Consider the following 14,002-nt stretch of genomic DNA (forward strand, 5'->3'; position numbering starts at 1 on the left):
GCGCGTGAGCGCACACTCGGCCGCCGCGCCGACGGCCGCCGCCCCGATGGACCACCGGCACGTCATGCGCGCCTTCAGCGGTCTGCTGGTCGTCCTGTTCGTGGCGATGATCAGCGGCACCGTGGTCTCCGTCGCGCTGCCCCAGATCATCGGCTCGCTCGACGGAACCCAGTCGCAGTACACCTGGGTCGTCACCGCGACGCTGCTGGCCTCCACGGCCTCGACGCCCATCTGGGGCAAGCTCGCCGACCTGTTCAGCAAGAAGCTGCTGCTCCAGATCGCCATCGGCCTGTTCATCGTCGCCTCGCTGGCCTGCGGCTTCGCCCAGAACACCGGCCAGCTCATCGGCTTCCGCGTCATCCAGGGCCTCGGGATGGGCGCTCTCCAGGTGCTGGTCCAGGTGATCATCGCCGCGATGATCAGCCCCAAGGAGCGCGGCCGGTACAACGGCTACCTCGGCGGGGTCATGGCCGTCGCCACCGTCGGCGGGCCGCTGCTCGGCGGGTTCATCACCGACACCTCCTGGCTCGGCTGGCGCTGGTGCTTCTTCATCGCGGTGCCCTTCACCCTGATCGCCCTGGTGATGCTGACCCGCACCCTGCACCTGGACGAGATCAAGCGCCCCGACACCAAGGTCGACTACCTCGGCGCCGCGCTGATCGCCGCCGGTGTCTCGCTGCTGCTGCTCTGGGTCACCTTCGTCGGCAACAACTTCGACTGGATCTCCTGGCAGACCCTTGCCATGGTCGCGGGCAGCGTGCTGCTGCTGGGGGCCGCCGTCATGGTCGAGGCCAAGGTCGCCGAGCCGATCGTGCCGCTGCACGTGGTGCGGCGGCGTGACCCCGCGCTCGCCATCGTCGCCTCCCTCGCGGTGGGCATGGCGATGTTCGGCGGGGCCGTCTTCCTCGGGCAGTACTTCCAGATCGGGCGTGGTTACTCGCCGACCGAGGCGGGGCTGCTCACCATCCCGATGATGGCGGGCGTGCTCATCTCCTCCACCGTCGCCGGGCGGCTGGTCTCCAAGTCCGGCAAGGTCAAGCCGTACATCATCGCCGGTGTGGTGCTGCTGACCGTGGGCTTCCTCGGGCTCTCGCTGATCGACCACAAGACCTCGCTGGTCGGGGTCTCGCTGGGGATGCTCGCCGTGGGGGCCGGGGTCGGTATGTCGATGCAGAACCTGGTGCTGGTCCTCCAGAACACCGTGCCGCTCTCCGAGCTGGGGGCGGCCAGTGGGTCGATCACCTTCTTCCGGTCGCTCGGGGGGACCGTCGGGGTGTCCGTGCTCGGGGCGGTACTCGCCAACCAGGTGTCGGCGAAGATCGCCGACGGGCTCAGCCGGATCGGGGTTGATCCGGCGGCCGGGGGGTCCGGGAGCGGGACGCTCAACATCGCCGCGATGCCGCCGCAGATTCAGGAGATCGTGCGGGCGGCCTACGGGGAGGCGACCGGGCACATCTTCCTGATCTCTGCGGGGATCGCGCTCATCGGGGTCGTGGCCACGATCTTCCTCACGCCCACTCGGCTGCGGGACAGTGTTGACCTCGCCGACGGCTCGGGTGACGCGGGCGGCGCCGGGGGCGCCGGGGAGGCCGGGGAGCGCGTTCCCGCTGCTGCGGGGTGAGCCCTCCGGGGTGCTGAGGTCGGGCCTTGCCGCCCCTGCTGGGTTCGCCCGGTGGGGGCGGTGGTGTTTGCCTCGGGTGGGGCTGGGGTGGGGTGGCCTCAAGCGCCGGCCGGGCTTGGATTGGGCTGGGATGTGGCTGCGGGTGGTTGTCCGCTGCGGGTCACAGATGGCCTCAAGCGCCGGCCGGGCTGAGATTCGCCGGACTGAGATTCGCCGGGCTGAGATTGGCCGGGCTGAGATTCGCCGGGCTGAGATTGGCCGGGCTGAGATTGGCCGGGCCGGGCCGGGCTGGCGTCGGGTCAGGTGAAGTTCCAGCGGGTCTGGCTGAACGGGGTGCCCTTGGTGAAGCCGAAGACCCGGTGTGGGGGGACGGCGAAGACGAGGGCGCTGGCGCCGTCGGGGTGGTGGAAGGTGCCGTCGGCCACCTCGAAGGCCCAGTCGGGGCCGTACTTGGTACACCAGGCGGTGGCCAGGGAGGTCAGGCGGTCGGTGTCGCTGACCAGGCAGGCTTCGCCCTCCACCACCAGGTCGAGGCCGTCCGACAGGGTGTTGGTGCCGGTGGTCAGGATGACCTGCTGGTTCTGGGCGAGGTTGCGGGCCTTGCGTTCCTCGGCGCCGGTGGCGAAGTGCAGGGCGCCGTGCTGCCAGACGGCCAGGAGCGGGGTGACGTGCGGGCGGCCGTCCGGGCGTACCGTCGTCAGCCAGAAGATCTCCGAGCGGTGCAGGAGGTCCTCGGCGGTGGACCAGGGGACGGCTTCGGCGTCGGGGGTGCTGTAGCGCGGGTCGAGCGTCGTCGACGCCGGGCGCTGGGCAGAGCCGCCGTGGCCGGCGGGTGCGGCCGCCGTGGTGTTCGTGTCCGCGTCAGTGTCCGGGTGCGTGCCCATCGGTCCCACTCTCCTTGATCCCCGTTGTCAGGAACGGCCCCGCCCGGCCGCCCGGCCCGGGCGAACCGGGTGACGGGGCGGGGGCCGCCGTCCTTACGACCGGGGCGGTGCGCGGAACTCATCGGTGTCCGGCGGCCTTCTTTGCGCGACGCCTGGCCCGGCGGCTCCCGGGGGCGGGAGGGCGAGGCGCTAGGCTCGGGAGCTGCCGGGCGTGTCCGACCCCGAGGACCCGTCCCGACCAGCACATTTCCGGCACGCGGGCAGGCAGGGAGACGGGCGCATGACCATCCCGCAGGGACGACGGAGCAGTACCTTCACCCGGCTGCTGCGGCACGGTTTCACCGACCCCTCCACCGCCGAGCGGCTGCTCGGCTCCGAGGCGCTCGCACCGGTCGCCGAGGACACCGTCCTGCTCGACGCGCTCGCCGCCACCGCCGACCCCGACCTCGCCCTCCTCGGCCTGGTCCGCCTCGCCGAGGCCGAGCCGGAGGAGGAGCGGCAGCGGCTGCTCTCCACCGTGGTGACCGCCAAACCGCTGCGCGACCGGCTGCTCGGCGTGCTCGGCGCCTCCGAGGCGCTCGGCGACCACCTCGCCCGCCACCCGCAGGACTGGCGGGCGCTGGCCATCTACGAGTCGGCCGATCTCCACCCGGGCGTCGAGGAGTTCACCCGGGGCCTCGCCGACGCCACCGACCCGGACTCGCTGCGCGTCGCCTACCGCCGCTGCCTGCTCTCCATCGCCGCCCGCGACGTCTGCGGCACCATCGACGTCGCCGAGACCGCAGCCGAACTGGCCGACCTCGCCACCGCCACCCTCCGCGCCGCCCTGCGCATCGCCGAGGCCGCCGCGCCCGAGGACGCCGCCCGCTGCCGGCTCGCCGTCATCGCCATGGGCAAGTGCGGCGGCCACGAGCTGAACTACGTCTCCGACGTCGACGTCATCTTCGTCGCCGAACCGGCCGACTCCGTCGACGCCGACGAGGCACCCGCCCTCCAGGCCGCCAACCGGCTCGCCGCCCACCTGATGCGGATCTGCTCCGAGACCACCGTCGAGGGCACCATCTGGCCGGTCGACGCCAACCTCCGCCCCGAGGGCCGCAACGGCCCGCTGGTCCGCACCCTCTCCAGCCACCTCGCCTACTACCAGAGGTGGGCCAAGACCTGGGAGTTCCAGGCGCTGCTGAAGGCCCGCCCGGTCGCCGGCGACGCCGAGCTGGGCGCCGCGTACATCGAGACCATCGCGCCGCTGGTCTGGCAGGCGGCCGAGCGGGACAACTTCGTGCCGGACGTGCAGAAGATGCGCCGCCGGGTGGTCGACACCATCCCGGCGCACGAGATCGAGCGGGAGCTGAAGCTCGGCCCGGGCGGTCTGCGCGACGTGGAGTTCGCCGTGCAGCTCCTCCAGCTGGTGCACGGCCGCAGCGACCCGTCCCTGCGCTCCGGCACCACCCTCGACGCCCTCGCCGCGCTCGCCGCCGGCGGCTACGTCGGGCGGACCGACGCCGCCCAGCTCGACGACGCGTACCGCTTCCTGCGCTCCATGGAGCACCGCATCCAGCTCTACCGGCTGCGCCGCACCCACCTCGTCCCCGAGGGTGAGGCGGATCTGCGGCGGCTGGGCAGGTCGCTGGGGCTGCGGACCGAACCGGTGGTCGCGCTCAACCGGGCCTGGCGCCGTCACGCGGGGGTCGTCCGCCGTCTGCACGAGAAGCTGTTCTACCGGCCGCTGCTCGACGCCGTCGCCCAACTCGCCCCGGGCGAGGCGCGGTTGTCCACCGAGGCGGCCCGCGAACGGCTCGTCGCGCTCGGCTACGACGACCCCAGTGACGCCCTGCGCCACCTGGAGGCCCTCGCCTCCGGCGTCAGCCGCAAGGCCGCCATCCAGCGCACCCTGCTGCCGGTGCTGCTCGGCTGGTTCGCCGACTCCGCCGACCCGGACGCGGGGCTGCTCAACTTCCGCAAGGTCTCCGACGCCCTCGGCCAGACCCCGTGGTACCTGCGGCTGCTGCGCGACGAGGGGGCCGCCGCCGAGAACCTGGCCCGCGTCCTGTCGGCCGGCCGGCTCGCCCCCGACCTGCTGATGCGCGCCCCCGAGGCGGTCGCCCTCCTCGGCGACGTACGCGGCCTGGAGCCGCGCGGCCGCGCCCAGCTGGAACAGGAGGTGCTGGCCGCCGTCCGCCGCTCCGACAACGCCGAGCACGCCGTCGCCGTGGCCCGGGGCGTGCGCCGCCGCGAACTCTTCCGCACCGCCGCGGGCGACCTCATCGGCTCGTACGGCACCGAGGAGAGCCCCGCCGAGGCCGACCCCGGCGCCCTAGTCGACCGGGTCGGCTCCGCCCTCTCCGACCTCAACGCCGCCACCCTCGCCGGGACGTTGCGCGCCGTGGTCCGCGACGGCTGGGGGGACACCCTGCCGACCCGCTTCACCGTCATCGGCATGGGCCGCTTCGGCGGCCACGAGCAGGGGTACGGCTCCGACGCCGACGTGCTCTTCGTCCACGAGCCGCGTGAGGGCGTCGACGAGCAGGAGGCGGCCAAGGCGGCCAACCGGGTCGTCGCCGAACTGCGCCGCCTGCTGGAGATCCCCAGCGCCGACCCGCCGCTGGTCATCGACCCCGACCTGCGGCCCGAGGGCAAGACCGGCCCGCTGGTCCGCACGCTCGCCTCCTACGCCGCGTACTACCGGCGCTGGTCGCAGGTGTGGGAGGCGCAGGCGCTGCTGCGGGCCGAGCCGGTCGCGGGCGACGACGAACTCGGGGCGCGCTTCGTCGAGTTGGTCGACCCGCTGCGCTACCCGGCGGAGGGGCTCGGCGAGGACGGGGCCCGCGAGATCCGCCGCCTGAAGGCCCGCATGGAGTCCGAGCGGCTGCCGCGCGGCGCCGACCCGACCCTCCACACCAAGCTGGGCCGGGGCGGCCTCTCCGACGTCGAGTGGACCGTCCAGCTCCTCCAGATGCGGCACGGCGCGGCCGAACCCGGGCTGCGCACCACCAGCACCCGCCCCGCCCTGGCCGCCGCCGTCGCCGCCGGTCTGCTCCCCGCCGAGGAGGCCGCCATGCTCGACGAGGCATGGGTGCTCGCCACCCGGGTCCGCAACGCCGTCATGCTGGTCCGGGGCCGCCCGGGCGACACCTTCCCCTCCGACGGCCGCGAACTGGCCGCCGTCGCCCGCTACCTGGGGTACGAGCCGGGCCACGTCGGCGACATGCTGGACGACTACCGGCGCACGACCCGCCGGGCCCGGGCCGTGGTGGACGAGGTGTTCTACGGGGCGGCGGCCCACTGAGGCGCCGCTGAACTGCGGCGATGTGGACGCGGGCGTGATCGTTCCGTTAGGGGAACGGTGCGGTCCGTCGCTTCCGGGTGGGCAGGGAAGGGCGTAGACAAGGAGAGTCCGTCCGTCCTGACCGCCTGTCACCTCCCCCCACCTGTGCGGTGAGTCCTGCAAGGGGAGTGCTGTGCCGTCCGACGCCGAGAGGGACGGGCTGCGGCCCGGCCCCCTGGAGCCTTCCGCCCCGCTGAGCCCGGCACCGCGCCTCGATCTTCCCTCGGCCGCCGCCGGCCGGGAGGCCCCCGCGGACCGGTCCCGGCGCCGGGGCAGGCAGGCCGCGCCTCCCCAGCCCCGTACCGCTTCCGTCCGGAGGCGCGGGCTCGGGCGACGGACGCGGGCCACGGCCCAGTGGGCGGAGACGGTGAAGCGTGTGGCGGGTGCGGGCACACCGGTGCCCCGGCAGTCGTTCTGGCGGCGCTGGTGGAAGGCCGGAGTCGTCGGAGTCGTATGCGTCCTGGTCGTCGTGGTCGGCCTGTCGTTGCCCGGCGAGGAGGGGGAGACGGGGCCCCCGCCGCGCAACGCCCGGACGGTCGCGGCGGTCGACCTCGGGATGTGGGACTGCCTCGTGACCCAGGAGCTGCTGGAGCTGTCCCCGGCCGACAGCCGCACGGTCGGGGAGGTCACCGTCGCCGACTGCGGGGGCCCGCACGGCGGGGAGGTCTTCAGCAGGGTGAGCCTCGTGGGGACCGCCGCCGAGAACGAGGACGGGACCTTCCGTGGCGCGGCCCAGGCCGAGGACGCCGCCCGGGCCGCCTGCGCCGAGGAGTTCGCCGAGGGGATGACCGACCCCTACAGCCACGACTTCACCGTGCGGGTCATCCATCCCGCGTCCTCCGAGGAGTGGACGGTCCGGCAGTCGGCCGCCTGCTGGATGTCGGCGCGCGGGCTGCCCGAGTACTGCCTCGTCTGCGAGACGAAGCTGACCGATGACCAGGAGGCGTTCCGGCGCGCACTGGTGCCGTACACCCGGGCCTGGGCGGGGCGGCCTCCCGAGGACGCGTCCCTGGGCGCCCGACGGGCCTGGGCGTCCACCATGGGGCGGGGCATCGAGGAGGCCGCCTGGCTGCTGAGGGGCAAGCCGGAGCTGCGCCGCCTCGGTCCCGAAGCGGGCGCGGACTTGGCGGACGCGCTGACCGCCCAGATCCCGTACTGGCGGGAGGCGGCCGCCGCCAAGGACCCGGAGGCCCACGAGAAGGCGGTGACCGAGGCGGAGTTGGCGCACTCGGCGGGTGGCGAGGTCGCCCGCGCCCGCGACCTCATCGGGCTGGCGCCGGTCATCACCGAGTGAGCCCGGCGGCCGCCCGGCGCCCCCTCACCCCTCGTACCCCTCCAGCACCCCCCGCGCGTACCCCATGAACGCCGCCAGGGCGATCTCGAACGCCGCGTCCGCGCGGCCCTCGCCGATGGCGGCCAGGGCCTGGCTGAGGCGGGGGGTGGAGGTGGTGTCGGCCGGTTCCCACATGGTCTCGGGGGCGGCGAGGTCGAGGGCGGAGCCGAGGACGGTGTTCTCCAGGGCGGTGATCAGGGGCATCACGTCGACCGTGGCGAAGCCGGCGTCCATCAGGACGCGGACCACCCGCTCGTACTGGTCGAGCATGCCGGGGGCGCGGACCGGGTGGGTGGTCAGCAGCGGGATGACCTTGGGGTGGGCGGCGAAGGCGGCGCGGTAGGAGCGGGCCCAGTCCTGGAGGGCGGTGTCCCAGGTGGGGGCGGAGAGGGTGGAGACGTCGATGGCCTCGGTGACGCGTTCGCGGATCAGCTCGATGACACCGTCCCGGCCGTCCACGTGGTGGTAGAGCGAACCGGTCTGCACCCCGAGCCGTCTGGCGATCGCCGGGACGCTGAACTCGCCGTTGGCGTCGACGAGTTCGAGCGCGACGGTGGCGATGCGCGGGCGGTCGATCAGCGGTGTGCGTGGGCGTCCCATGGTTCTCCGGCTGCTCGGCGGCGGTCGGGCCCGGGGGAGGAAAGGTCTTCCCCGGAGTCTGAACCGGAGGTTACATTGCGGAAACCGAAAGCCTTTAGATTCTGCTTCCCGGCCCGCGATCCAGGCCCCCCTTCTCTTTCCTGCCGTCCTGCCGTCCTGCCGTCAGAAGGGCTCTGCCTCCGCATGTCCGTACCACCGCAGCCCCCGCCGCCCCCGCACCCCGCCGCCCCCGGACTGCGTACCGGCACCCTCACCACCGCCGACATCTCCTTCTTCGTCGTTTCGGCCGCCGCCCCGCTCACCGTCATGGCCGGCGTCGCCCCCATCGCCATCATGCTCGGCGGCATCGGCGCCCCCGCCGGGTACCTCCTCGCCGGCATCACCCTCACCGTCTTCGCCGTCGGCTTCACCACGATGAGCCGCCACGTCGGCCACGGCGGCGGCTTCTACGCGTACATCACCCGGGGCCTGGGCCGCCCCGCCGGAATGGGCGCCGCCCTGCTGGCGATGCTCGGGTACAACGGCATGGAGATCGGCGTCTACGGGCTGCTCGGCAGCGCGAGCCAGGACACCGCGCTCGCCCTGTTCGGTGTGGAGATCCCCTGGCTGCCCGTCTCGCTCGCCGGGCTCGTCCTCATCTGGTACCTCGGCTACCGCTCCATCGACTTCGGCGCCAAGGTGCTCGGCGTGCTCCTCGTCGCCGAGACCGGCATCCTGCTGCTGCTCGCCGGGGGCGTCCTCCTCGACGGCGGCGCGAGCGGCCTCACCCTCGACTCCTTCGCCCCGGCCAACGTCGCCGTCCCCGGCATGGCCGCCGTCCTCGCCTGCGCCTTCGCCGCCTTCACCGGCTTCGAGTCCACCGCCATCTACCGCCGCGAGGCCCGCGACCCCCGCCGCACCATCCCGCGCGCCACCTTCATCGCCGTCGCCTTCCTCGGCCTCTTCTACGCCTTCATCGTCTGGACCGTCATCCAGGCGTACGGCTCCGACAAGGTCGTCCAGGCCGCCACCGACGACGCGGGCGGACTCTTCTTCGCCGCCATCACGACGTACGTCGGTGGCTGGGCGGCCGACCTGATGCACGTCCTCATCGTCAGCAGCGTCATCGCCTCGCTGCTCGCCTTCCACAACGCCATCAACCGCTACACCCTCTCGCTCACCGAGGAAGGGCTGCTGCCGCCGGTGCTCGGGCGCATCCACCCGCGCCACCGCTCGCCGTACCTCGCGGGCGCCGCGCAGACCGCCGTGGGCGCCGTCGTGGTCGCCGGGTTCGCGCTGGCCGGCGCCGACCCGTACACGCAACTGCTGCTCTGGGTGAACACGCCCGGCATGATCGGGCTCATGGCGCTCCAACTGCTCGCCGCCGCGGCCGTCCTCGGTTACTTCCGGCGCGCCCGGCACCAGGAAGGGGTCTGGCGGACGGTGGTCGCGCCGGTCGCCGCCATCGCCCTGCTCGGCGCCGCCCTCGCCCTGGTCACCGCCAACGTCGAGCTGTTCTCCGGCGCCGGGACCGGCACCAACATCGTCCTCGTCTCCCTCGTCCCGGCCGTCTTCACCCTCGGCGTCGCCCTCGCCCTGCGCCTGCGCCGCACCCGGCCCGAGGTCTACGCACGGTTCGCCGCCGAACCGGAAGGGGAGACCCCGGCCGCACGTGAACCCGCCACCCGCTGACCGCCGCCCCCCCCCCCCGCAAGGAGCCGCACCCGTGCCCGCAGCCGACCTCGTCCTCACCGCCGCCCGCGTCCACACCCTCGACCCGGCCAGGCCCCGCGCCGAAGCCGTCGCGGTCAAGGACGGCACGATCGTGGCCGTCGGCGACCGCACCGACACCGCCGACTGGACCGGGCCCGGCACCGACACCGTCGACCTCGGCGCAGCCACCCTCACCCCCGGCCTCGTCGACGCCCACAGCCACCCCGTGTGGGGCCTGGAGATGGCGGCCGGCACCGACCTCTCCGCCGTCACCGGCCTCGACGGACTCCGCGCCGCCCTGCACGCCGCCACCCCCACCGACGGCTGGCTCCTCGGCTGGGGCCTGGACCACAACGCCTTCGGCGACCAGCCCCTGGACCGCCGCCTGATCGAGGACATCCACCCCGGCGTCCCCGTCTTCCTCCGCCTCTACGACGGCCACTCCGCCCTGGTCAACGGCGCCGCCCTCGACCGCGCCGGGATCACCGGCCCGCGCACCTTCGGCCAGCGCGCCAGCGTGGTCTGCGACGCCGGCGGGCGCCCCACCGGCCACCTGATCGAGCACGCCGCCATGGACCTCGTCCAGCCCCACCTGCCCACCCCCTCCGACGCCGAGCGGATCGCCCGGCTGCGCACCCTGCTCGGCGAGATGGCCGCCACCGGACTGACCGGCGCCCACGTCATGGACCTCGGCGACGGCACCGTGCCCGAGCTGCTCACCGCCTTCGAGGCCGAGGGGGAGCTGCCGTTGCGGCTGCGGCTCGCCCCCTGGTGCATGCCCGGCTCCACCCCGGCCGACCTCGCCGAGCTGATCGCCCTCCAGTCGCACGCCGGGCGGCTGTGGCGGGTCGGCGGGGTCAAGTTCTTCATGGACGGCACCGTGGAGGGCGGCACCGCCTGGCTCGAACACGCCGACTGCCACGGCCAGGGCACCGACGCCTTCTGGCCGGACCCCGAGGCGTACAGCGCGGCCGTCCGCACCCTGGACGCGGCCGGGGTCGGCACCGCCACCCACGCCATCGGCGACGCCGCCGTGCGGCATGTTCTCGACACCGTCGCCACGCTCGGCCCCGGCGCCCGGGGACGGCACCGGATCGAGCACATCGAGACGGTCCCCGACGACCAGCTGCCGCGCTTCGCCGAGCTGGGCGTCGCCGCCTCCATGCAGCCGCCGCACACCGCCTACACCCGCGCCGACCACAGCGACGCCTGGTCCCGCAGGCTCGGCCCCGAGCGGGCCGGACGCGCCTGGCGCATCCGGGAGCTGCGCGAGGCCGGGGCGTACGTGGCGCTCGGCTCGGACTGGCCCATCGCCCACCACGACGCCCGCCAGGTGCTGGCCCTCGCCCAGGAGCCGCGCGGCGCCGCGCGTCGGGGCGGCGGGCTCAGCGCCCTGATGGCGCTGGAGGGCGTCACCAGCCACGCGGCCGCCGCGGCGGGCGAGGCTGACGTGGCCGGGCGGATCGCCCCCGGCCACCGCGCCGACCTGACCGCCTTCGCCGCCGACCCGCTCACCACCCCCGCGGGCGAACTGCCCGGGACGCCGATCGCCCTCACCGTGGTGGGCGGCTCCGTCCGCCACCGCGCCGTCTGAGGCGCGCCGGGAGCCCGGTCAGGAGCGCCGCCGCCGCTTCAGCTCCGCCTCGTGGAGGTGGCGGCGGCCTCCGGCGAGCCGGTCGGTCAGCTCGGCCTCCAGGGCGGCGAAGGGGCGGTAGTAGCCGTCGTCGTACTCCTCGACCAGCTGGAACGTCCAGTGACCCGGGGTGACGTTGCGGCCCACCAGTTCGGTGCGGACCCGCTCCGCCTCCTCGGCGTGGCCGGCCTCCCGCAGCAGGCGGACCGCCTCGTCGAGCTGGAAGTCGGCGGTGCCGGTCAGCTGGTGGAAGGAGTAGAGGTGGCCGCGGGCCCGCTCGGTGGTCTCCCGGGCCTTGGAGAGCGCCCCCAGCGCCTCGACGGCCGTGTCGCTCATCTCCCCGGGGCGCCGGTGCGCGGGGTCCGGCCGCCCGTCGTCGTGGTCCTTGGTCATGTCTGGCCTGTGCCCGGCGGGGTCCGGTGCGTATCGCCCGGGCGGCGCGCTTTCGGCGAGCCTCGCCCGACTGGCCGGGCGTCCGGGTGGCCTCAGACGCCGGCCGGGCTGTTCGGGGCCGGGCGTCAGGACTCGGGGGCGGGGGCGGGGGACGGTTCCGGGGAGGCGCGGGTCAGGGCGGTGGCGCCTCTCGGGCCGGGGCCCGTGGGGGAGGGCACGGGGTGCTCCTCGGCCGGGGGCGGCTCGGTGGAGCGGGCCGGTTCGGGGGCCGGGGGTGTGGGGGCCGCCGCCGGGGGAGCCGTGGCTTCCCGCCGGTCGTCCGGGACCTGCTGGGGCAGGCCCTTCGGGAGTGCCCCGTAGCAGAGGCGGGCGACCAGGTAGCCGAAGAGGAGGCAGGCGAGGCCGCCGACCGCGTCGAGCCAGAAGTGGTTGGCGGTGGCCACGATGACGACCAGGGTGAGCGCCGGGTAGAGCAGGCCGAGCACCTTGGCCCAGGGCACGGAGGCGAGGGCGAAGATGGTCAGGCCGCACCAGAGCGACCAGCCGATGTGCATCGAGGGCATCGCCGCGTACTGGTTCGACATGTGCTTCAGGTCGCCGGAGGCCATCGAACCCCAGGTCTGGTGGACCAGGACGGTGTCGATGAAGTGCTGCCCGTTCATCAGGCGGGGTGGCGCCAGCGGGTAGAGGTAGTAGCCGACCAGGGCGACGGCGGTGGTGGCGAACAGGACGGTGCGGGCCGCCGCGTACCGCCCTGGATGGCGGCGGTAGAGCCAGACCAGCACGCCGAGGGTGACGACGAAGTGCAGGGTGGCGTAGTAGTAGTTCATCCCCACGATCAGCCAGGTCACCGAGTTGACCGCGTGGTTGACGCCGTGCTCCACCGCGATGCCGAGCCGCTGCTCGGCCTCCCAGATCCAGTCGGCGTTGGCCATCGCCTGCGCCTTCTGCTCCGGTACCGCGTTGCGGATGAGGGAGTACACCCAGTAACTGACGGCGATGAGCAGGATCTCGAACCAGATCCGGGGCCGCCGTGGAGTGCGCAGGCGGCGTAGGGGGCCCGTGGGCGGCGTGGAGCGCCCTGCCGGGCCCATGGGCGAGGAGTTTTCGGCCGGTCCGCGGCCTTCAGAAGTCGTCACAGTCGTCTCACCCATAGGGAGGGATTCTGTCAGAATCGCGCCTACCGACCGATCATCCCTCGGACGGGTCAGGCCCGCATTCTCTACGCCTTACGGACGATCTCCCTCTGGGGGACCTCACCCACGCCGGGGGCGTCGGGAGGGGGTGCCGAGGCGGTCGAACCGCGTACCACCAGCTCCGGCATGAAGACGAACTCGCTGGGCGGCGCGGGGGTCCCGCCGATCTCCTCCAGCAGGGCGCGGACCGCCGCCTGCCCCATCGCCGTGACCGGCTTGCGGACCGTGGTGAGCGGTGGATCGGTGAAGGCGATCAGCGGGGAGTCGTCGAAGCCGACGACGGAGACGTCGGCGGGGACGTCCAGGCCCCGGCGGCGTACCGCGCGGATGGCGCCGAGCGCCATCATGTCGCTGGCGCACACCACCGCCGTGCACCCGCCGTCCAGCAGGGAGTCGGCGGCGGCCTGGCCGCCCTCCAGCGTGTACAGGGAGTGCCGGACGAACTCCCGCCCGGCCTCGGCCGCGTCGATCCCGAAGGTGTCGTGCAGGGCCCGGGTGAACCCCTCCGTCTTGCGGACCACCGGGACGAAGCGCTTGGGGCCGAGGGCCAGCCCGATCCGGGTGTGGCCCAGTGAGGCGAGGTGGGTGACGGCCAGCCGCATCGCCGCCCGGTCGTCGGGGGAGATGAACGGGGCCCGTACCTGGTCGGTGAAGCCGTCGATGAGGACGAACGGGACGCCCTGGCCGCGCAGCCGGTCGTACCGGGTCATGTCGGCGGTGGTGTCGGCGTGCAGCCCGGAGACGAAGATGATGCCGGAGACGCCCCGGTCGACCAGCATCTCGGTCAGCTCGTCCTCGGTGGAGCCGCCGGGGGTCTGGGTGGCCAGCACCGGCGTGTACCCCTGCCGGGTCAGGGCCTGCCCGATGACCTGGGCCAGCGCCGGGAAGATCGGGTTCTCCAGCTCCGGGGTGATCAGGCCGACCAGTCCGGCGCTGCGGCGGCGCAGCCGCACCGGACGTTCGTAGCCGAGGACGTCGAGCGCGGCGAGGACGGATTCGCGGGTGGCCGCGGCGACGCCCTGTTTGCCGTTGAGGACCCGGCTCACGGTCGCTTCGCTGACCCCCGCCTGGGCTGCGATGTCAGCGAGTCGCGCGGTCATGACACGGGACTGTACCGGCCGGGTCCGCGCTTGCCCATCGGCCGGGGGAAGCGGGCCGGTTTCCGGAGATGTCAGGAGCTGGCTCCCGGCCACGGCGGCAACGGCTTGCAAGCCCTTTCATCCACGAAGATCACCGTCCTGGTCGGGAACGGTGCACCGAATGGACACGTGGAGGTAACAATCGGCTCGCCTTGCAGAAATTTCTCGCAAGCTCTTTCGGACAGT

10 protein-coding genes are annotated in these 14,002 nt (G+C 73.8%); 5 read left to right on the forward strand and 5 right to left on the reverse strand.

Annotated features, from left to right (window positions below):
• The first annotated feature begins 46 nt into the window (after positions 1-46).
• Positions 47-1,621, forward strand: a complete 1,575-nt coding sequence (locus IF45_RS0109130; protein ID WP_234344655.1) for an MDR family MFS transporter — start codon at positions 47-49, stop codon at positions 1,619-1,621.
• A gap of 299 nt (positions 1,622-1,920) precedes the next feature.
• Here the strand turns inward: IF45_RS0109130 and IF45_RS0109135 are convergent, their stop codons facing one another.
• The gene (locus IF45_RS0109135) at positions 1,921-2,505 is read right to left on the reverse strand and encodes a pyridoxamine 5'-phosphate oxidase family protein (RefSeq protein ID WP_030306700.1); all 585 of its coding nucleotides are present in this window, start codon (positions 2,503-2,505) and stop codon (positions 1,921-1,923) included.
• Between the two features lie 280 nt (positions 2,506-2,785).
• Between IF45_RS0109135 and IF45_RS0109140 the strand changes: the two genes are divergently transcribed.
• A complete protein-coding gene (locus IF45_RS0109140) occupies positions 2,786-5,791 on the forward strand; it encodes a bifunctional [glutamine synthetase] adenylyltransferase/[glutamine synthetase]-adenylyl-L-tyrosine phosphorylase (RefSeq protein WP_030306702.1) in 3,006 nt (1,001 codons plus the stop codon).
• A 406-nt stretch (positions 5,792-6,197) separates the two neighbouring features.
• Positions 6,198-7,124, forward strand: coding sequence for a hypothetical protein (locus tag IF45_RS0109145; RefSeq protein WP_242536816.1), 927 nt, complete (start codon positions 6,198-6,200; stop codon positions 7,122-7,124).
• A 24-nt stretch (positions 7,125-7,148) separates the two neighbouring features.
• On the opposite strand, the gene IF45_RS0109150 is transcribed toward IF45_RS0109145, so the two are convergent.
• Positions 7,149-7,763 carry a TetR/AcrR family transcriptional regulator gene (locus IF45_RS0109150; protein ID WP_003947738.1) on the reverse strand — a complete coding sequence of 205 codons (615 nt, stop codon included), beginning with the start codon at positions 7,761-7,763 and terminating at the stop codon, positions 7,149-7,151.
• A 183-nt stretch (positions 7,764-7,946) separates the two neighbouring features.
• On the opposite strand from IF45_RS0109150, the gene IF45_RS0109155 reads away from it, so the two are divergent.
• Together IF45_RS0109155 and IF45_RS0109160 are read left to right on the forward strand one after the other, a co-directional pair.
• Positions 7,947-9,434, forward strand: coding sequence for an APC family permease (locus IF45_RS0109155; protein WP_030306706.1), 1,488 nt, complete (start codon positions 7,947-7,949; stop codon positions 9,432-9,434).
• 34 nt (positions 9,435-9,468) lie between these two features.
• A complete protein-coding gene (locus IF45_RS0109160) occupies positions 9,469-11,049 on the forward strand; it encodes an amidohydrolase (protein WP_030306707.1) in 1,581 nt (526 codons plus the stop codon).
• 18 nt (positions 11,050-11,067) lie between these two features.
• Here IF45_RS0109160 and IF45_RS0109165 read toward each other — a convergent pair whose 3' ends face one another.
• The 3 genes from IF45_RS0109165 to IF45_RS0109175 form a co-directional block, all read right to left on the reverse strand.
• Complete coding sequence (locus IF45_RS0109165) at positions 11,068-11,481, reverse strand: hypothetical protein (RefSeq protein ID WP_030306709.1); 414 nt, start codon at positions 11,479-11,481, stop codon at positions 11,068-11,070.
• A gap of 125 nt (positions 11,482-11,606) precedes the next feature.
• On the reverse strand, positions 11,607-12,575 hold the full coding sequence (locus tag IF45_RS0109170; protein WP_030306711.1) for a phosphatase PAP2 family protein: 969 nt from the start codon (positions 12,573-12,575) through the stop codon (positions 11,607-11,609).
• Between the two features lie 128 nt (positions 12,576-12,703).
• Positions 12,704-13,777, reverse strand: coding sequence for a LacI family DNA-binding transcriptional regulator (locus IF45_RS0109175; protein ID WP_008409232.1), 1,074 nt, complete (start codon positions 13,775-13,777; stop codon positions 12,704-12,706).
• Between the last annotated feature and the right edge of the window lie 225 nt (positions 13,778-14,002).

It is taken from the genome of Streptomyces albidoflavus (genome assembly GCF_000719955.1).
Lineage (GTDB): Bacteria > Actinomycetota > Actinomycetes > Streptomycetales > Streptomycetaceae > Streptomyces > Streptomyces albidoflavus.

Bases quoted from the DNA above. Each gene is read 5' to 3' on its own strand.
- IF45_RS0109165 (WP_030306709.1), bottom strand. From the start codon at position 11,481: ATGACCAAGGACCACGACGACGGGCGGCCGGACCCCGCGCACCGGCGC.
- IF45_RS0109155 (WP_030306706.1), top strand. From the start codon at position 7,947: ATGTCCGTACCACCGCAGCCCCCGCCGCCCCCGCACCCCGCCGCCCCC.
- IF45_RS0109175 (WP_008409232.1), bottom strand. From the start codon at position 13,777: ATGACCGCGCGACTCGCTGACATCGCAGCCCAGGCGGGGGTCAGCGAA.
- IF45_RS0109150 (WP_003947738.1), bottom strand. From the start codon at position 7,763: ATGGGACGCCCACGCACACCGCTGATCGACCGCCCGCGCATCGCCACC.
- IF45_RS0109135 (WP_030306700.1), bottom strand. From the start codon at position 2,505: ATGGGCACGCACCCGGACACTGACGCGGACACGAACACCACGGCGGCC.
- IF45_RS0109140 (WP_030306702.1), top strand. From the start codon at position 2,786: ATGACCATCCCGCAGGGACGACGGAGCAGTACCTTCACCCGGCTGCTG.
- IF45_RS0109130 (WP_234344655.1), top strand. From the start codon at position 47: ATGGACCACCGGCACGTCATGCGCGCCTTCAGCGGTCTGCTGGTCGTC.
- IF45_RS0109170 (WP_030306711.1), bottom strand. From the start codon at position 12,575: ATGGGCCCGGCAGGGCGCTCCACGCCGCCCACGGGCCCCCTACGCCGC.